This window comes from Peribacillus simplex (genome assembly GCF_001578185.1).
GTDB lineage: Bacteria > Bacillota > Bacilli > Bacillales > DSM-1321 > Peribacillus > Peribacillus simplex_A.
In genome coordinates, this window is record NZ_CP011008.1 from 1,940,519 (window position 1) to 1,960,289 (window position 19,771).

The following is a 19,771-nucleotide window of genomic DNA, read 5'->3' on the forward strand; positions in this document are numbered from 1 at the left end:
GTCCCATTCTTAAATTGCAAAAATAATAACTGGAATCATCTCTCCATTTAAATTGGGAATCGTTTATACCAATCTTCTAATGACATCTCTCCAAAACTTCCCTCAAAGTCCAACCTTAATGGAGCAATCAATTCAAGTACATTTCCGTCTGGATCATCAAAATAAATGGCCGCATGGGCTTGCGGGTTATTATCGAGAACCAAAGGCTGCTGTCCTTCAGTAAAATTAAAGAAAGGCCGAATGTCAATTCCTCTATTTTTCAGCCAATCTTTCGCCGATGGCATGTCACCTATATCAATTTGTAATGCCACATGACGGATGGAAGGATGATAGGGAATTTCCACTTGGTTCGTTTTCCAAAGACCAAGCCAACTTTTCCCTTTCTCAAGCCAGAAGAAAACGACCCTCTCGCTTTGATAGGCAAGTTCTAAATCAAGTTTGCGGTAAAAATCAATCGACCTTTGCATATCTGATACTGGTAAATGCGCTTCATAGAGACCTTTGATCATCTTGAACTCCTCTCAGAAAAAACGTTTTGTCAGTGATTTAGTAACTTTAAATGTGAAACTAAAAGCTGGTAATTAGAAATTAAAACCGGATAAATTCCATGGGAACGTAATACAACATGATTCTCCATTCCCTATTAATAAGATACTATAAATAACAAATATGGGCGATATTGGTTTGTCGTAAGGTGACATTTCCGAAATTTGATGATGAAACAGGCTTAAACTTAGATGCAGGATTTTGGTGAATATTTGTAGTTACTAATACGATTCTACCGTTATAATAAAAATAAAATTTCATTTTCGAGGTGAAGCAACATGAAAATCGGTGTAATAGGCTCAAAGTATTTTTTGGAATCCTTATCTGTCCACTTTCCTTTGTTTCCTGAGGTACAATTCATTTCCTTTCAATATGATCTGCCGGAAGAAACCAGTCTATTAATAGAAGATGCCGGTAAACAAACCGATCTAGTATTGTTTTCGGGTTCCATCCCTTTTTATTATGGATACGAACAAGTTAAAAGAAATTTAATAGAAGCTATATATGTCCCTTTTGATGAATTGACAGTTGCGCTTTCGTTGTTATCTATTTCTCATACGGAAAAGGTTACCATAAATGAAATCTCAATCGATTTACCGGATAAAAACCGGTTAATGAAGGTATTGGAAGAATCGGAAGTCGTAGTAAAATCCCTTTATGTGAAGGATTACCCGTGGGTTTACAAAAGGGAAGAAGGCACCCAGAAACTAAATATTGCCGATTTCGTTCAATTCCATAGCAACAGGCATAAAGAAGGAAAAACCCATTTCGCACTAACGAGCATTCATGCTGTTTATCAGGAACTTCAAAGGCTATCCATTCCTTCCAGATTTATGGTTCAGCCCAAACATACCTTAATAGAAAGTCTTACAGGAGCTATATCTTTGTTGAAACTGAGGAAAACGGAAGAATCACAGATTGCTGTCATTTCCATTCAAGATTATCAACAAAAGCTTAATGAAAGTGGTCTATTTTTAAATTTTTTACAGAAATTGAGTAAGAGATTACAGGCTCGTGTTTCTCTTGAATATTTTAATCCACATTTGATTTATACTACACGCGGAGCATTACAGGCATTTGAATCAGATATTTATGATGAAATCATCGGACAAATGGAACAAGAATTTAAAACCCTCTTCCAAATTGGCATTGGATATGGATATACGATTCAAGAGGCGGAAAAACATTCGGCACAAGCATTATTTTTTACCGATAAATTCCTAAAAAGAAAAACGGTAGCATGCTTGGTGGATGAAGATCAAAAACTTCAGGGACCATTATTTGAAGGGAATCACCAAGTGGAATTGAAAAATGAAGATGAAACCATTCAAATACTGGCCAGGGAACTAAAAATGAGTGCGAAAAATATAAAATTGATTCATCGGTTTATTTCGATAAATCATTTTCGGGCTTTTTCAGCAGCAGAGCTAGAGGAATACATGAGTTGTACCAGACGATCGGCAGAAAGATTCGTTAAAAGACTTACTGAATGCGGCTGTCTCAGCAAAATTGGAGAGGAACATCCATATGGGCAAGGAAGACCTCGGAACTTATATGTACCAGCGGAGAAATTCAAGAAACTTACCGAAAATTAAATTTTCAGACTTTACAGGAAAAGGAGATTGGTATATATTGTTTTTATTAACGACATATAGCGACAGTGAAGAGGGAGGTTTGTTTTGCTTATTGAACGTTGTGAAATTCATGCCACACATTTGCCATTAAAAGAGCCATTTGTCATTTCCTATGAAAACATACAAGCGTATGCCCTCTGTTATCGTAAAATTAATAGCCGATAACGGGCTGGTGGGATATGGGGAGGCAGTGCCTGATGAACATGTAACTGGGGAAGCGTTTTATTCGACCATCAGCGGAAATCCCTCGGCAAAAGCGGCCATTGATATAGCTTGCTATGACCTGATGGGGAAGTACACCAAATTGCCGATTTATGATTTATTAGTGGGAAGTTCCATGAATCCCTCTCTTTCGCTAAGGTTTTAAGTATAGACGAACCGGGCATGATGGCTGAAAAAGCACAGGAAGCTGTCGACCAAGGTTATAGTTTTTTCAAGCTTAAGGTTGGCTGGGATATTAAATCAGATGTAGAGCGGATTGCTGCGGTTCGACAAAAAGTCGGGAAGAAGGTTCCGATTCGGGTTGATGCGAATCAAGGATGGGGCACTTATGCCAATGCACTTCAGGCAGTGAAGGCTCTGGAACCATTTAACCTTTCATGGTTGGAACAGCCGATTAGAATGGGGGATATTGACGGTCTTGCTGAGCTTAAGGAAAAAACGACGATACCACTAATGGCAGATGAAAGCATCCATAACGGAACCCATCTGCAGGAAATCATTAAAAAGAAAGCTGTAGATAATATCAATATTAAACTAATGAAATGCGGCGGAATCTATCAGGCTATCCAATTGGCAAAGACAGCAGAGGTCGCAGGAATCAGCTGCCAAATCGGATCAATGGTAGAATCCTCGATCGGGTCTGCAGCAGGGTACCATACAGCCATTTCACGAAAAAACATTACCAGCACTGAATTGACTGGTCCGCTGCTATTCAGTCTCGATATTGGGAATCTTGTTATGAAATCCCGTATGTCCATCTTACAAGGGAACCTGGGCTTGGAATCGTAATTAACGAGGAAGTTCTTGAGCAATTAACCATAAAAAAAGAGCTGGTTTAATTATAAGATTTACAGGATGAGGTGAATGGATGGAAACCGAAAAAAATATTGTGCCGGTCAAGAAAAAAGCTTGGTTAAAAGTACCGCATACATACACACTTATCTTCATCATAATCATCTTGGCAGGACTTGCTTCATATGTGATTCCAGCCGGTGAATTCGACCGGGTTGAGGATGAAGAATCGGGGAGAATGCTTGTAGTTGATGGAAGCTATCATGCTATTGAACAAGACCCTGTTAGCTTTTTTGACCTTTTCACCTCCATTCCATTGGGATTGGAAAAGGGAGCCCAAATTATTTTTTATATTTTTCTTGTAAGTGGTGTATTCGGAATCATACGAAATACCGGGGCCATTGAAGCAGGGGTATACAAAGGGGTCCGATCTCTTGCGGGGAGGGAAAAGCTTTTAATTCCTTTAAGTATGCTGCTTTTTTCCATTGGCGGTTTTAGCATGGGGATGGCAGAAGAGACCATTATCTTTGTACCGATCGGTATCTCTATAGCAAGGGCAATGGGCTTTGATGCAGTTACTGGAACGGCCATGATTACACTTGGTGCAGCCAGTGGGTTTTTCGGGGGCATGCTCAATCCATTTACGGTAGGGGTGGCGCAATCACTGGCTGAAGTACCTTTATTCTCTGGAATCGGTTTTCGATTCGTTATTTATATTTTTGTACTGTCATTTGCCATTTGGTATGTTAGCCGGTATGCGAATAAGGTTAAGCGAAATCCTGAAAATAGTGTAATCTATGATATTGAACTAAAAGAAAAACAAACGTCTGGTTTGGTCGATTTCCCCGAATTGACGGGCCGACACAAGCTGGTCTTCATAGCGATGACCTTTGGGCTGGCTTTTAACATTTATGGTGTGTTCAAATGGGATTGGTTTTTAACCGAGCTTACCGCTTCTTTTTTGATTATGGGTATCGTTAGCGGGCTAGTAGGGGGTCTTCAGCTTGGGAAAATTTTCGATTCATTTATCGGTGGGGCCAAAGCAGTAACATTTGGGGCTTTGATCGTCGGTTTTGCAAGGGCTATAACAGTAGTGCTGGAAGAAGGGAAAATCATAGATTCATTGGTCTTCATGGCGGCGTCCGGGATAAGCCACTTACCGCAAACGTTGAATGTGGTAGGCATGTTCTTCACTCAAGCAATCCTGAATTTATTCATTTCTTCGGGTAGCGGACAGGCTGCAACAACAATGCCGATCATGGTTCCCATTACGGATATATTGGGTTTGGAAAGACAGCTTGCCGTTCTTGCCTTCCAATATGGGGATTCGGTTACGAATTCCATCATTCCAACGTCATCAGCGTTGATGGGATATTTGGCCATCGCTGGGATTCCCTATGAGCGATGGGTAAAATTCATTTGGAAATTAGTTCTCGGGTGGACTTTGATTGCTTGCATTGCACTCATGGTTGCAGTGGCCCTTGGTATTTCCTGAGAGAATAAGGAGTGGTTTGATGAAGGAATTATTGAATGAAATAAAACCTCAAGTTTTGGAGATTTTCCACCATCTTCATGAGAATCCTGAAGTGAGCTGGAATGAATATGAGACTACATCTTATATTTCAAGGGTCCTTAAACAAAACGATCTTAAAGTGACCAGTTTTGTGGATATACCTGGAATCGTGGGGACATGGTATCCAGAGGAAGGGCGAAATAAGTTAACGATCGGATTGAGGGCTGATATGGATGCTCTCCTTCAGGAGGTTGATGGGACAATACGTGCCAACCACTCATGTGGGCATGATGCTCACATGACGATTGTATTGGGTGTGTTGTTGTTATTAAGAAAAATGAAGGCAATTCTTCCAGGTACGTTAAAGTTTATTTTTCAGCCTGCCGAAGAAGTTGGTGAGGGTGCTTTAAAGATGATTGAAAAACAGGTATTGGATGATGTTGACTTTCTCTTTGGTCTTCATTTGCGCCCCATTCATGAGATTAAGCATGGACAAGCTGCTTCAGGCATCATTCACGGGTCAGCCGATACAGTGTTTGGTGAGATTCACGGATTTGATGGTCATGGTGCCAGGCCTCATTTGACTTTAAACGCCATTGAAGTGATCAGTTCCATCGTTGAACAGCTTAAAGGAATACGGCTAAACCCGCAATTATCTTATTCAGTCAAAATGACACAGGTTTCCGCAGGAGGGGAAAATGCAAATATTATACCTGGGTCCTCCAAGTTCAGTCTTGACTTACGCGCCCAAACGAATGAAGCGATGGACGAATTGATCGAGAAGGTGGACGATGTTTTGAAGAAAATGTCCATCTTCCATCAATGTCAAATTACCTTCAAGCACAAAGAAAGAGTTTATGCCGCATCCATTGATCAAGAAGCGGAACGATTGATGGGGAAGGCAATAGAAAAAACTTTGGGGGCTAAAGGGCTCGTTAAGCCCATCATCACTCCCGGCGGTGAGGATTTTCATTTTTATACAAAGGAAAGACCTGCAATTAAAGCCACGATGCTGGGTGTTGGCTGCAATTTAGAGCCAGGGTTGCACCATCCCAACATGGTATTCAATCAGGAAGCCATTTTCACTGGTATTGAGATATTAACCAGAGCAGTCATTGAAACTTTTTATAAGTATAACAAATAAAAAGGTACCACTTAATTTTTAGCCGGCTAAATTCTCCGAAAATGATTGCTAGGAATTAGACTTATTTTGTCTTTAATTATTCAAGTTAATGGTAAACAAGCGAGGCCACTAATTGATTAGTGGCCTTTGCTTGTTAAAGATTGGTCTTGGCAGAGAATTTTTTGTTATTTCCCCCAAAAAATCTTCCATTCCAACGATGAACCTGGAGTCGAACAGCGGGACATATGTCCTTTCCGGAATCTTATATCTGTTATTAAATAATGGAAAGAAGGGGGGAGAAACAGTGAAAGGGATTTTCTTTTCATTTTTAGGCGGAGCTTTTCTAACGTTGCAGGGTGTAGCCAATTCCCAGATTAGCCGGGACCTTAGCACGTGGCAAGTCGCAACAATCACACAATTCACTGGTTTCATCATCGCCGGGTTAATTTTAATAACGATGCGTAAAGGGGATTCTCTTGAATTAAAAAAAGTTAAACCTTTGTATTTGTCGGGTGGAACCTTTGCAGCGGTGATTATTTTCAGTAATATTTCGGCTTATAAACAGATCGGAGTGACGTTTTCGGTGTCAGCTCTATTGCTGGCTCAGCTAAGTCTTAGCTTTTTCATAGATAGCAAGGGATGGTTTGGGGTAACGAAACAGAAGATGCAACTGCCACAGTTCATTGGGCTTGGCTTGATGATGGCAGGAATCATTTTATTAGCGGTATAATTGTAAGGATAATAAGTAATAGGCAGGAAGTGAAACTTTATCAGATGAAAGAAATAATGGATTCGGAAAAACTCAATCACTATTTGAAGACACATCAGTTGGAAAACATTTTTAATGGAGCCTTGATGCCCTATTTATCTCTATACCGGGTTAATCCTGGTGAATGCATTTGCTCCCAAGGCGATTGCGTGAATTATTTGTACGTGCTGGTTAAGGGGAAAGTTAAAGTGTCTACGACATCAGTTGAAGGCAAGAATCTGATTTTGTCATTCAAGACCCCTCTTGAAGTAATTGGAGATATTGAATACATACAGGGAATCGATATCATTAATACTGTTGAAGCGGTATCGGATGTCTATGTTATCGGCATACAGCACCAATGGTTAAAAAAGTATGCCGAAGATCAACCGGCCTTCCTGCAATTTTTACTAAGGGTCATCACCCAGAAGTTTTATGTAAAGTCCAAGTCACTTAGTTTCAATTTAATGCATCCAGTTGAAGTAAGGCTTGCAAGTTACCTCCTATCTGTTTCGTTCGATGAAACAAGTGCCCAAATCAATGGAAGGCTGAATACAGAGAGCTTGAAGGATACTGCAAACTTTATTGGGACAAGTTACAGGCACTTGAATCGAGTCATCCTACAGCTTTGTAGGGACGGTTTGATTGATCGATCCGATGGGTTCATCCAAGTTAAGGACTGGGAAGGGTTAAAGGCACTGTCCAGCCATAATATCTATGAGTAGATAGTTTATATGATTTGAAGGAGGCGTTACGATGTTGCTCGGATTAAGTTGGGCAATACTCGCGGGTTCAATGGTCAGTTTACAAAACGTTTTCAATAGTAAAGTAAATGAACATGTCAATCCATGGTCAACGACGACACTTGTATTAGGTTTGGGCTTTCTTGCTTCGTTTTTATGCGGGTTCGCATTTGAGGGAATGGAACTTTTTCAACTGCATAATATGAAGCCCTGGTATTGGTTCAGCGGGTTGGTTGGCATAGGTGTGGTCATTTGTGTGACACAGGGAGTTAAGCTGCTGGGACCTACCTTCGCCATTTCAATCGTGATGGCGGCACAGCTTGTATTTGCTCTGGCTTGGGATTCTACAGGTTTGTTGGGGCTGGAGAAGGTTCCCTTCACATTCAAGCAGTTGGCGGGTATCCTGATTATCATTGCCGGGATGATAATATTCAAAATAGGCGGGAAAAGGAAAACGGCCTCTTGAAATGACCTAGAAAGACTATGTTATGATCAGGAGTTAATCAAAGTTGGATGGAAACATTGAATGGGGCGATACATATGAACAGGTACAAAGCTTTATTTTTTGATATAGATGATACACTTTTAGATTTTAGGATGGCTGAAAGTGATGCACTGCGCTTACTTCTCATGGAGCAACAAATGTTGTATACACAGCAAGCGGAGGCGCACTATAAAATGATCAACCAAAACCTGTGGAAGTCATTTGAAAAGGGGGAAATATCGCGGAATGAGGTAATCAATACGCGATTTTCAACTTTTTTTAAAGAATATGGCCGGGTGGTTGACGGGGTTGCACTGGAGAAAACCTATCGTAGTTATTTGGAACAAGGGCACCAGGAAGTTAATGGGGCACATGAATTGGTTGCGATTTTAGAACTGCACCACGATTTATATATTGTGTCAAATGGGGTTTCCAGGACCCAGGATAAACGCTTGCGAGATTCAGGCTTGGATGTTTATTTTAAACAAGTTTTCATTTCAGAGGATACTGGATATCAAAAGCCTATGAAAGAATTCTTCGATTACGTATTTGCCTGTATTCCTGATTTTAAACCGGAACAAGGATTGATAATCGGGGACTCATTAAGTGCAGACATAAGAGGCGGCCAACTTGCCGGCATGGATACCTGCTGGTTTAATCCTGAACGGAAGCAAAATGAAACGGGAATTGAGCCAACCTACGAAATCCAGCAGCTTAGTGATTTATATTCCATAATCAACAAAGCCCGTTACTTGGGTAATAAAAGCTAGTTGCTATATCATTGTATTTTGCGATCAGTACATATACGATAAAGGAATGGCTTACAAAAGCAAAATATATACCTGAAGAAAAGAAGTGAAATAAATGGCTGAGCCCTTAAAGGATATATATAATGAAACTTTTATTCGTGAATTCGGTGAAAAAGTAAAGGGTGTCCATCCGTCTTTCTCTACTGAATTGTTTGTAGAGGAAGTGATTGATGAGGATTGGGACGAGAGGAAGTTAAAAGAACGAATTAGACATATTTCGATTACCCTTGGAAAGCATCTTTCTAGTGATTATGAAAAGGCATTGGATATATTGTATCGACTTGATAAGGATTGTGAAGGTTTTCGATATTTATTTTTCCCGGATTTTGTAGAGGTGCATGGATTGAATAAGAAAGATTGGCCGTTATCGCTTGATGCCTTGGAGCGGTTTACTTCAAAATCATCATCCGAATTTGCAGTACGTGCCTTTATCTTGTTTGATTCCGTTCAAATGATGGCGAAGATGAAGGAATGGACAAAACATGAGGATGAGCATGTCCGCAGGCTGGCAAGTGAAGGATGCAGGCCTAGGTTACCTTGGGGGCAATCTTTACCGATGTTCAAATCAGATCCGACACCAGTCTTGGAATTACTTGAGAACCTGAAAGACGATTCATCCCTCTATGTTCGCAAAAGTGTGGCCAATAACTTGAATGATATTGCCAAAGATCATCCTAAAACCGTAATAGAAACTGCAAAGCGCTGGTATGAAAGCGGAGACCCCAACACGATTTGGATTGTCCGACGGGGATGCAGGACCCTAGTTCGCCAAGCGGATCCAGAAGTCCTTTCATTATTTGGATACGCGGATGTATTGAATAATCCTAATATTATTTCAAGCGCTTTTATTAGAAATGAACCAGACTCGATTTTTATTGGCGAAACCAGTGAACTTCATTTCGGCTTTCTAGTGCAAGAAAAGAATCCAGTGAAACTTCGCATTGAGTACGCCATCGATTTTGTAAAAGCCAATCAGAAAAATTCTCGTAAAATTTTCCTTTTGGCAGATAGGGATTTCTCAGGTAGTGAAGGAGTTGAAAGAGTGAGGGTTCACAATTGGAAGGATTTAACTACGCGTCGTCATTACTCGGGAATCCATCGAATCTCCCTTCTCGTAAACGGAGTAGAAGTTGCAGAAACGCGTGTAAAACTAAACGCTGAAAATTAATTGTTTATTGATAATTTCGAATGAACAGAACTGTTGTTAACGATAGGGTTTTAATACTTCTATTTTAAAATATTAAAGACTGTAGGCAAAAGGAGTTCTATCTAACTGTTAAAACAAAATTGATTGAAACGGGTGTGCGAGTCTCCTGCGGAAAGCGAGTGCCTTACGTTCCACGCAACGGTCAAATTTTAAAAACTTAAAAAAACTGGTCTACAGTCTGAGAGGAGCACACTAGCTCCTCTTTTTGTTATTTAGATATAAGTGCAGATTATTCATTTTTCTCCGATTTTGAATACACTTCGTTAAATCGTTATCGCATTAAAAGGCTTATATTTCTATTTACATCATATCCAAAAAGTTGGATAGCTCCGATTGCTGCGCAAATTATTAATTAACAATGCCAGGAAAACGATTATCACAGCACCAGTTAAAACAGGCGTAAATAAATAACTCCAGCTATACTTGCCAAGCATAATTACAAGCGGATCTGCACCAGCTGGTGGGTGCGTCGTTTTTGTCAGCATCATCACCGCAATGGCTAATCCGACAGCCAAGCCGATCGCCCAAGGCTCGTCGCCAAAAAAATGATAAGAAGCTAAACCTACGAATGTTGAAACAAAATGGCCGCCAATAATATTCCGTGGCTGTGATAACGGCACGTTCCACAGACCGAACGCCAGTACACAGCTGGCACCAAAAGGAGCCATTAACCACACTGCTGATGTTATTTTTGTTAAAAGAATTAAAGCGAATATCGTTAAAAATCCCCCAATCAGTCCGGTTATTGCGTCCTTTACATTTATCTGTAAAGGGCTTCTTCCTTTTCCCTTCATCTTCGATAAATAACGAATATGAAAAAAGCGTTTTTCTTTATGCCTTGCTATTGATATACGGTCCAATATTACCCCTCCTTTTTTATATATTAGACTTTACATGAATTAAACTAACCTGTCAAAATCATTTTTAGGGGTTATTTTAATGATTCATAAAAAAACCAACTTATATAATAAGTTGGAAAGACTGTAGCCAAAGGGGTTTTATCTAAAAGTTAAAACAAAGTTGATTGGATCGGGTGTGCGAGACTTCTGCGGGAAAAGCGCGTCCAGGGGAGACCCCGCAGGCGCAAAGGCGCCGAGGGCGGATCGCCCGCGGAAAGCGAGTGCCTGGAGAGGTAATCAACGTTCAAAATGTACAAACCCTAAAAAATGTAGACAAACTTATATAATAAGTTAGCTCTTCATTGATCATCAGATTTCCGGTGTTGAAATCGGGCTACCTTTTTTCTATTCCCGCATATTTTCATTGAACACCACTTGCGTCTTCCGCTTTCGTCGATAAATAACAGGACGCAATCATCATTCGAGCATCGCTTTAGTGATGACAGCTTATTTTCTTCGATTAATGTTAATGTGTCGAAAGCAATATAAGATAGCAGGATATCTTCCGCTTCTCCAACAGGTATGGGAACCAGTTTTTGATCCATTAATTTATAAGTGAAAGGTGATTTTTCGATTTTATATTCTAAAAAGGCGATAAACTCATCAGGAACCATATTCCCATCTGCTATTGACTCAAATTGTTTTCTTAAAATCGTACGCATTTCTAGAACGCCTACAAATACTTGTTGAATTCTCCCTTTAATGTTTAATGATAGCGGATTATCCCAATATGAGTTTTTCCCTTTTATTACAGTAAGCCAGTCCAGCACATCCCGTTCTGAAAGTAATAAGTCTTGCCGTTGACCACGACTGACTAGTTCTGTGTTCACTAAATCCAGAGAAAGATTACCTGTTATAAGTGGAAATTTATTAGTTTCGGACATAAGTTCATCTCCCTGTTAAAATCTAACCATTAGAATGTTAATTGAGAGGTTATATCATCATTATACCCTATTTATGATTTTTTCAGCTAGTTATCCATGTTAGGAATCCTTGGTTTCTTGAGAGATTGTTGATAGATACGGCGATAACATGAATCGTGTTATCAAACATCCATATTAGCAATAACAGAATAGTAATGAAAGTGCATGAAAATCAATCCTTTTAAAGTGAGGAAAAAGTTCTTGACAGAACCTGTACGTACAGGATAATATGAAAGCGTATACAAAACCTATACGTACAGGTTGTGGAATAAACTATATTTTGCTTTCTAGGGAAAGGAAGTAGTGAAATGGGTAAATACACAGAACCAGCAATGGATTTGCTTCAACATGTCGGAGGGAAAGAAAATATTGCGACAGTTACGCATTGTGCGACAAGAATGCGTTTTGCTTTGAAAAATCCCGCCAAGGCGGACGTAACGAATATTGAATCGATTAAACTTGTGAAGGGAACCTTTACACAAGCTGGCCAGTTCCAGGTCATAATCGGGAATGAAGTATCATCCTTTTATAATGAATTCGTTTCCATAGCTGGACTGCAGGAAGCGTCAAAAGAAGATGTGAAAACGGCAGCTAAACAGAATATGAGCTGGCTGCAGCGGATGATTTCCCATCTTGCGGATATTTTCACCCCGCTGATTCCTGCCATTGTCGTTGGCGGCCTCATTCTTGGATTCCGCAATATCATCGGGGATATAAAAATGTTCGATGATAGCACAAAGACACTTGTGGATATTTCACAATTTTGGTCAGGGGTCCACGCCTTCCTTTGGCTTATAGGTGAAGCTATTTTTCATTTCCTTCCTGTTGGGATTACATGGTCCATCTCGAAGAAAATGGGCACAACTCAAATTCTCGGCATCGTCCTTGGTCTGACCTTGGTTTCCCCACAACTACTTAATGCATATGCAGTGGCAGGAACGAAGGCAAGTGACATACCTTTTTGGGATTTCGGTTTTGCGCAAGTCGATATGATCGGCTACCAGGCCCAAGTCATTCCAGCTATACTTGCAGGGTTCGTTTTGGCGTATTTAGAACGGTACTTGAGAGATAAAGTGCACAATTCCATTTCCATGATCGTCGTTCCATTTTTTGCTTTACTTCCAACTGTGATCATTGCCCACACCATTTTGGGGCCTTTAGGTTGGAAAATCGGTTCAGTCATTTCTACGGTTGTATATTCCGGATTGAATTCATCAGTTGGCTGGCTATTTGCTGCCGTTTTCGGCTTTGCATATGCTCCGCTTGTCATCACAGGCCTGCATCACATGACGAACGCTATCGATCTGCAGCTTATGAGTGAACTGGGCGGAACGAATCTATGGCCAATGATCGCTTTATCCAATATTGCACAAGGTACAGCAGTTCTTGCGATGATTTACATCAACAGAAAGGATCAGGAGGAAAGACAAGTTTCCATTCCCGCCACGATCTCATGTTATCTCGGTGTAACCGAGCCAGCCATGTTCGGCATTAACCTTAAATACGGCTTTCCGTTCTTAGCCGGTATGATCGGTTCACTTTTCGCAGGCATCGTTTCAGTCGGATCGGGAGTAATGGCAAACTCTATCGGTGTTGGAGGGATCCCGGGTATCCTATCCATCCAGCCACAGTACATGGGAATGTTTGCACTCGCGATGTTGGTTGCTTTCGTTGTGCCATTCATTTTGACTATCGTATTCTCCAAACGTCCTAAAATGAATTTGAAAACAAGAACGAAAACAACGAAATTAAATGCTTAATAACGTGGAGGGAGAGAATTCTCCCTCTTTTTTACCATACTTGCAAAAGAGACAACAGGGATAGCAGAGGAGGAATCACAATGAAGGATTTTAAAAAAAGTACCATCTATCAAATTTATCCGAAGTCATTTAAGGATTCGAACGGTGACGGCATCGGGGATATAAATGGCGTTATTGAAAAACTTGATTATTTGAACATACTCGGAGTAGATTATATTTGGCTGACCCCTTTTTATCGTTCACCTCAGAATGATAATGGATATGATGTAGCGGATTATACATCCATTGATCCTGTTTTCGGGACGATGGATGATTTCGAAAGATTGGTGAAGGAAGCTAATTCGCGGGATATCCAAATCATGCTGGATATGGTATTCAACCATACATCAACAGAGCATGAATGGTTCCAAAAAGCATTGGCTGGAGAGAAAGAATATAAGGACTATTATATATTTAAGAAATCGAAAGATGGAGAGCCCCCTACCAATTGGATTTCGAAATTCGGAGGCCCTGCATGGGAATATCTAGCGGAACATGATGAATACTACCTTCACTTGTTCGATCGGACCCAAGCTGATCTTAATTGGGAAAATCCCAGAGTAAGGCGGGAAATCTTCAATGTAGTAAACTTCTGGATGGATAAAGGTGTTAAAGGATTCCGTTTGGATGTGATCAATCTTATTTCGAAACCTGACATCTATGAAAATGACAATGATGGAGATGGACGATGCTTTTATACAGATGGTCCCAAAATTCATCAATTCCTTAAAGAGATGAATGAAGAAACATTTGGGAAGGATGTAGAGGTGATGACTGTAGGGGAAATGTCATCGACGACCATTGACCATTGCATCAAATATTCATCTCCAGTTGAAAAGGAGCTGTCCATGGTATTCAGTTTCCATCATCTAAAGGTGGATTACAAGGATGGGGAAAAGTGGTCACTTGCAGATTTTGACTTCAGACAGTTAAAGGAGATCCTAAGCAGCTGGCAGTATGGGATGCAAGAAGGAAATGGATGGAATGCCCTGTTCTGGTGCAACCATGACCAGCCGAGGATTGTATCCAGGTTTGGGAATGATCAAGAGTATCATAAGGAGTCTGCCAAGATGCTGGCAACAGCCATTCATATGCTTAGGGGAACCCCTTATATTTATCAAGGGGAGGAAATAGGGATGGCCAACCCGAAATTCAATGATATTGGACAATATCGGGATGTGGAATCGATTAATTATTATAATATTTTAAAAGAGGCAGGCAAAGATGAAAAGGAAATAATCGAAATTCTTCAAACTAAATCCCGTGATAATTCTCGAACTCCCATGCAGTGGGAAGATACGGAGCACGCAGGCTTTACAAAAGGGACACCATGGATTTCAGTGCCTGATAATGCTAAAGTAATCAACGCAGAACACGCACTGAAGGATCAGGATTCCATTTTTCATCATTACCAAAAACTTATATTTTTACGGAAGAAACATGATATCATTGCATATGGGGACTACCAGGAAATTCTTGGCGACCATGACCAATTGTTCGCTTATGTTCGCAGTCATGAAGACGAGAAACTTTTGGTCATCAATAACTTTTATGCAAAAGAAGTGCCCTTCGAAATTCCAAAAGATGCAGACCTATCCGGATTCAAGTCAGAGCTCCTACTCTCGAACTATATCGATTCGAAAGACTTTGCAGATGACATTATCATTCGTCCCTATGAATCGGTTGTCTATTTGTTGAAAAAGGACGAGTAGCAGAACTAACAAAAATATATTGTGGTGATGAAATGAACAGCAAATACCTATCACTATATGGTGATATCGTTTCAAAAATTGAAGGAGGAACCTTTCCGACAAATTCAAAGCTTCCTTCCGAAAGCAGCTTCATGGAAGAGTATGACATCTCCAGGGATACTGTAAGAAAGTCCTTGCAATTGCTTGAACAAAATGGGTATATCCATAAAATCAAAGGCAAGGGTTCCTTTGTATTGGATTTCAGCAAATTTAATTTTCCTGTAGCAGGCTTGATTTCCTATAAAGAAATGGTGGAAAAGTTGAATCTGCATTCCAAAACGATCATCCATACCATGGAGCTTGAGTCCCCGGACACAAGCATAATCAAGCTTCTTGACTTAACTGAAGGTGAGGAAGTGTGGAAAGTGTTCCGGGTTCGGCAAATCAATGGGAATAAAATCATTCTGGACAAAGACTATTTCAATAGTGGGTTCGTAACTAATCTGACAAGGGAAATTTGTGAGGATTCGATTTATGGATATATCGAAAAGGAACTCGGGCTCCAGATTGGTTTTTCCAATAAGGAAATTACTGTGGAGCCATGCAGTGAAGAAGATAAACAATTATTGGACATAGAAGACTACGATATGGTGGCAGTAGTGAAAAGTACGGTTCATTTAATTGATGGAAGCTTGTTTCAGTATAGCGAATCCAGGCATAGACCCGATAAATTCAAGTTCACGGACTTTGCTCGACGGACTTGGTGAAACCCTGAGAAATATGCTGGCAAGCTAAGGAGGAAATGAAAAAACAAATAGGTTATCATGAAAAAAAGTCTGTAAAAATTAAATTCAATTGAAGGACTGATTCATGAAACTCAGCTCCATTTAAAAGGGAAGGTCGCGCAGGCGGCCTTTTCTAATGCAGTTCAAGGTATCGTGTTTTTCTTATAGACATAGGAGGAATCGCAAACCATTAGTTTGACGATCCTTCTGCTTGTTTGGGAGTATGGGAAGCATTTAGTAAAACCACTCCACCAATGATTAATACTAAGCCTCCTAATGTAGTGATACTAAATGGCTCACTCCATAATAGTATGCCTATTAATGCAGTTAAAGCTGTGCCGATTCCTGCCCAAATGGCATATGCCAAACTTAACGGAATTGTTTTAAGACATACGGATAAGCTATAAAATGCGATTCCGAATCCAATAATGACCCCAAATGAAGCGAATAAATGAGTGAATCCTTCAGATAACTTAAGCATGGTTGTGCCAAATATTTCACTTATGATTGATATTCCTAACGCTATGTATCCTTTCATATAATTACCTCCGTTTCTCAAAATATTAATGAGCGTCGCCACTGGAGAGTTTCAAAACAACCACTCCGCCAATGATTAGGGCTAAACCTAAAATTTTTTTCAGGTTAAAGCCTTCTTTATAAACGATAACTCCCACTAATGCAGTTAAAGCAGTACCTATTCCGGACCATATAGCATAAGCCGTTCCAAGTGGAATTGTTTTAAGAGATAAAGACAGGCAATAAAAAGCCAAACCCATTGCAATTACAACAGCAATTGAAGGGAATAACTTTTTGAATCCGTTTGATACTTTTAACATCGAGCTGCCAAACACTTCACTTATGATGGCTATTGCCAAATATGCATATGGATTCAAGATGAACTCCTCCAATATTTTCATTATTTCTTCACCAAGCATCTTAACATCCAAAGGCCCCCTAATTAAACTAAAACCACCTATATCCAGTCTAATAATCCTTACCGTATCAGGATATATCCTATCATGTTCCACAATATTAGGCTTATCCTATATGGAAAGTTATATAATAAGCCATTTCAGATTGTTTAGCAGCAGTTCGGATAATAATGAGAACAAACTTCCTTTATGTTAAAAAAACGTCAAGATAGTCTTTCTTATATTGAATAATACCAGGGCTGCTGCCAAGCGCATCCATTACTCTAGTTACTCTTCATTTGATGGGCCATCTCGTATACCAGTAAGATTAAGAGAATCAGTTTGTATGCATTGCCTGCGAGACTTTTCTTTAAATCGAAGGCTACTGGGCTGATCTTTCCTTTTGAAAGGCTCGTAATATAAGAAAGTCAAACAGGAACTTTTAGGGATTTTGCCGAATTAAGTTCATTAAATGCTTATGATAGGGTGAACTTCTTTCATGGAATTTATATTAAATAATGAATGTTTCATTGTATAGACAGGGGGATTATTATGTATGTTAGTCAAACCCGGGATCATGAAGTAATTGCAAAATTAAATCAAAATGTCCACAGCCTGCATGCCAAACTATATCCTAAGTATTTTAAGGAATATAAATATAGTGCAATGAAAGAAACTTTCAAAAGTTTGGTTGAAAATAAAAGTTTTGTTTTTCTTCTTTTAAAAGAATATGAAGAACCGATCGGTTACGCATGGATTGAAATTAAAAACTATCCAGAAAGTGCTTTTAAAAATGAATATAAATCAGTATATGTGCATCAGCTTAGTATCGCTGAAAGTCAAACCCAAAAGGGCTACGGTAAGCAACTAATGAATAAGATATATGAAATTGCGAAAAAGAATGATATAGATTTAATTGAACTGGATTATTGGTTTGAAAACACTGATGCAAAAGAGTTTTATAAGAAACAACACTTTAAAAAATATAGGGAGTTTGCATTTAGACAGTTGTAAATCCTTTGAATGTCAAATTTCAAAGGTTGATGGAAGGAATTAATAAAAACCCCGAATCGGGGTTTTTTAAATTAATATCTTAACATTCTCCTCGAAAAACTGGGGGATTGAGGAACTCCGCAAACAAAGCTTTGGGTATAACACTCTTTCACGATACTTCGGGTATGCGGTATATATGTGGTGAAATGTTTATTCACGGTAGTTGTATGTGTCGGGTGAAAAACCGGAATCACAGTGTTAATGACATTAGTTTTAACATATTGCTTTGTCGGGGGGATTTGAGGTGGATTATACTGAGTAGGGATTCTATGAGGTGGACAATATTGTAGTGGACATTGACCGCCTTTCGGATGCCCCCAGGCCTTATTATACATTTAAACACCTCCTGGATTTTTTTAGAAGTCATTGTTAGTTTATGAAAAAAGTTGATAAAGGGACTGGTATAAATGCCTTTATCAAAAGTTCATAGGCATATCAGATCCGTCACTCATTTTAAAAAAATTGAAGATACATTAATTTAAACGAATTTGGTTAATTGCTTGACGAACAAATGACTTGTGTCTTTTCTTCCAGCTATTTTCCTTGCTTTTTTCCAAGCCCCATTCAGGAAAATCAGATAACCGTAATGCGGCAAATAATTGCCAGAAGGGTAAGTTTGTAAAATTCAACTCCAGCATCATGGATTTATATTGAATGGTAAAGTCACTCATTGCATCCATTCCAAAATGAAATAAAATCTCGAGTTGACTATTGGCAAGGTCAGCCAAAGGGTCCCCTAAGCCTGCGTCTTCCCAATCAATTATAGAAACTAGTTTATCTTCTTTCCATAATATATTTCCTGGCCAATAATCACCGTGAAGGATCACTTCCTTATTCATTGGGCGTAATGGCATGTATGATTTTAACAAATCTCTGATCAAGCTCAGATTTAAGGTTTCGTCCAGGATTGCCCCATCTTTACTATCTAACATTTCTCCATATGAATTTTCTAGTTTAGGGAGGAAAGATAAAGGTAGCTTCGCACAATCAACATGATGGATTTTTGCTAGATTGATTGCAAATTGTAAGATATGATCATTAAGATTTGAGGGGGTAAAATCTGGCTTGCCCTCAATAAACTCGATAAGTAAACATGGCTTGGAAAAACCCTCGCAGGATTGCTCGATGTAATAAGGCTTCGGTACAGGCAAACCTGCAGACTTCAATATCCCTAAGAGCCTGTGTTCATCTGCCGCAATATTCGGATTCCGTTTCAAGTCATTATCACCATGCTGACGAACGATCATCCTTATGATCCTCCCTGTAGATTGTAACATTTCAAGTCCTGTCACCTGAGCAGAAATTCCGCCTTTTAATTCCCATGCGCGAATAAGTTTGATGCCTGGATCCAACTTTTGAACCAATTGTTCAAACTTACCATATTCATTTTTCATACGTCTTCTCCTTTTAAAATCCCGGACAATGTTCAGGCGTTTAAGTTCACATTATAGATGGGATATCAATATTAGCGTTCAAACACTTTTTTTTCATGGCTCTTTTCGTAAAGATTGTTGTTTTTAAAACGAAACTATTTAAGGTTGATTGGAGCGGAAGTGCGAGACTCATGCGGGAGCAGCGGGACAGGTGAGACCACACAGGCGTTACGCCGAGGAGGCTCACCGCCCGCACCAAGGAAAGCGAGCATCTGGAGGGGAAGTCAACCACAACTCACTACCTGGTAAATAGCAACAAAGTATGTGAAAACAGCCTTTTTCATCTTTTAAGAAGAACCCACTATAAAAAGAGAAAAAAATAGCACAATAGGGAAAGAAGAATCCATATTGTGCGGGATGCAATTGCGAAAAGGAATTTTCAGCTGTTGGCCCAAAATCATTCTAATATAGATTATTAAGCAGCTTAAATGAGTGGAAAGATAGCCAATGGGAATA

19 protein-coding genes and 1 pseudogene are annotated in these 19,771 nt (G+C 39.6%); 13 read left to right on the plus strand and 7 right to left on the minus strand.

Translation table 11 applies throughout. The features are described 5' to 3' along the window. Positions 1-47: 47 nt before the first annotated feature. Complete coding sequence (locus UP17_RS09135) at positions 48-509, minus strand: VOC family protein (RefSeq protein WP_061462662.1); 462 nt, start codon at positions 507-509, stop codon at positions 48-50. 315 nt (positions 510-824) lie between these two features. Here UP17_RS09135 and UP17_RS09140 point away from each other — a divergent pair, with 315 nt between their 5' ends. The 9 genes and pseudogenes from UP17_RS09140 (at position 825) to UP17_RS09180 (ending at position 9,782) form a co-directional block, all read left to right on the plus strand. Further along, positions 825-2,141 (plus strand): hypothetical protein, encoded by a 1,317-nt coding sequence (locus tag UP17_RS09140; protein WP_061462663.1) that lies wholly within the window; start codon positions 825-827, stop codon positions 2,139-2,141. An 84-nt stretch (positions 2,142-2,225) separates the two neighbouring features. Beyond that, positions 2,226-3,241, plus strand: a pseudogene (locus UP17_RS09145) (mandelate racemase/muconate lactonizing enzyme family protein). Between the two features lie 29 nt (positions 3,242-3,270). Further along, positions 3,271-4,689, plus strand: a complete 1,419-nt coding sequence (locus UP17_RS09150; RefSeq protein ID WP_061462665.1) for a YfcC family protein — start codon at positions 3,271-3,273, stop codon at positions 4,687-4,689. Between the two features lie 19 nt (positions 4,690-4,708). Then, the gene (locus UP17_RS09155) at positions 4,709-5,851 is read left to right on the plus strand and encodes a M20 peptidase aminoacylase family protein (protein ID WP_061462667.1); all 1,143 of its coding nucleotides are present in this window, start codon (positions 4,709-4,711) and stop codon (positions 5,849-5,851) included. 283 nt (positions 5,852-6,134) lie between these two features. Beyond that, positions 6,135-6,560 (plus strand): DMT family transporter, encoded by a 426-nt coding sequence (locus tag UP17_RS09160; RefSeq protein ID WP_061466041.1) that lies wholly within the window; start codon positions 6,135-6,137, stop codon positions 6,558-6,560. A 44-nt stretch (positions 6,561-6,604) separates the two neighbouring features. Next, on the plus strand, positions 6,605-7,303 hold the full coding sequence (locus UP17_RS09165; protein ID WP_061462669.1) for a Crp/Fnr family transcriptional regulator: 699 nt from the start codon (positions 6,605-6,607) through the stop codon (positions 7,301-7,303). Positions 7,304-7,334: 31 nt separating this feature from the next. Beyond that, positions 7,335-7,787, plus strand: coding sequence for a DMT family transporter (locus tag UP17_RS09170; RefSeq protein ID WP_061462671.1), 453 nt, complete (start codon positions 7,335-7,337; stop codon positions 7,785-7,787). A gap of 74 nt (positions 7,788-7,861) precedes the next feature. Then, positions 7,862-8,575 (plus strand): YjjG family noncanonical pyrimidine nucleotidase, encoded by a 714-nt coding sequence (locus UP17_RS09175; protein ID WP_061466042.1) that lies wholly within the window; start codon positions 7,862-7,864, stop codon positions 8,573-8,575. A gap of 94 nt (positions 8,576-8,669) precedes the next feature. Next, positions 8,670-9,782, plus strand: coding sequence for a DNA alkylation repair protein (locus UP17_RS09180; protein WP_061462672.1), 1,113 nt, complete (start codon positions 8,670-8,672; stop codon positions 9,780-9,782). Positions 9,783-10,126: 344 nt separating this feature from the next. Here the strand turns inward: UP17_RS09180 and UP17_RS09185 are convergent, their stop codons facing one another. Then, positions 10,127-10,681: an HPP family protein gene (locus UP17_RS09185; RefSeq protein WP_061462674.1), complete on the minus strand. Its 555-nt coding sequence runs from the start codon at positions 10,679-10,681 to the stop codon at positions 10,127-10,129. Positions 10,682-11,019: 338 nt separating this feature from the next. Beyond that, complete coding sequence (locus UP17_RS09190; protein WP_061462676.1) at positions 11,020-11,604, minus strand: CGNR zinc finger domain-containing protein; 585 nt, start codon at positions 11,602-11,604, stop codon at positions 11,020-11,022. 347 nt (positions 11,605-11,951) lie between these two features. On the opposite strand from UP17_RS09190, the gene treP reads away from it, so the two are divergent. From treP to treR, 3 genes are all read left to right on the plus strand, one after another. Beyond that, positions 11,952-13,403, plus strand: coding sequence for a PTS system trehalose-specific EIIBC component (gene treP / locus UP17_RS09195; RefSeq protein WP_061462678.1), 1,452 nt, complete (start codon positions 11,952-11,954; stop codon positions 13,401-13,403). Positions 13,404-13,483: 80 nt separating this feature from the next. After that, positions 13,484-15,154, plus strand: coding sequence for an alpha,alpha-phosphotrehalase (gene treC / locus UP17_RS09200; RefSeq protein ID WP_061462680.1), 1,671 nt, complete (start codon positions 13,484-13,486; stop codon positions 15,152-15,154). A gap of 32 nt (positions 15,155-15,186) precedes the next feature. Continuing rightward, positions 15,187-15,900, plus strand: a complete 714-nt coding sequence (gene treR, locus UP17_RS09205) for a trehalose operon repressor (RefSeq protein WP_061462682.1) — start codon at positions 15,187-15,189, stop codon at positions 15,898-15,900. 208 nt (positions 15,901-16,108) lie between these two features. On the opposite strand, the gene UP17_RS09210 is transcribed toward treR, so the two are convergent. After that, positions 16,109-16,456 (minus strand): DMT family transporter, encoded by a 348-nt coding sequence (locus UP17_RS09210; RefSeq protein WP_061462684.1) that lies wholly within the window; start codon positions 16,454-16,456, stop codon positions 16,109-16,111. 25 nt (positions 16,457-16,481) lie between these two features. After that, the gene (locus UP17_RS09215; protein WP_061466043.1) at positions 16,482-16,811 is read right to left on the minus strand and encodes a DMT family transporter; all 330 of its coding nucleotides are present in this window, start codon (positions 16,809-16,811) and stop codon (positions 16,482-16,484) included. Positions 16,812-17,381: 570 nt separating this feature from the next. On the opposite strand from UP17_RS09215, the gene UP17_RS09220 reads away from it, so the two are divergent. Then, positions 17,382-17,843: a GNAT family N-acetyltransferase gene (locus tag UP17_RS09220; protein ID WP_061462686.1), complete on the plus strand. Its 462-nt coding sequence runs from the start codon at positions 17,382-17,384 to the stop codon at positions 17,841-17,843. A gap of 71 nt (positions 17,844-17,914) precedes the next feature. Here UP17_RS09220 and UP17_RS26300 read toward each other — a convergent pair whose 3' ends face one another. Together UP17_RS26300 and UP17_RS09225 are read right to left on the minus strand one after the other, a co-directional pair. Continuing rightward, positions 17,915-18,217: a CotD family spore coat protein gene (locus tag UP17_RS26300; RefSeq protein ID WP_081108771.1), complete on the minus strand. Its 303-nt coding sequence runs from the start codon at positions 18,215-18,217 to the stop codon at positions 17,915-17,917. Positions 18,218-18,355: 138 nt separating this feature from the next. Next, positions 18,356-19,276 carry an aminoglycoside phosphotransferase family protein gene (locus UP17_RS09225; protein WP_061462688.1) on the minus strand — a complete coding sequence of 307 codons (921 nt, stop codon included), beginning with the start codon at positions 19,274-19,276 and terminating at the stop codon, positions 18,356-18,358. Positions 19,277-19,771 lie beyond the last annotated feature (495 nt).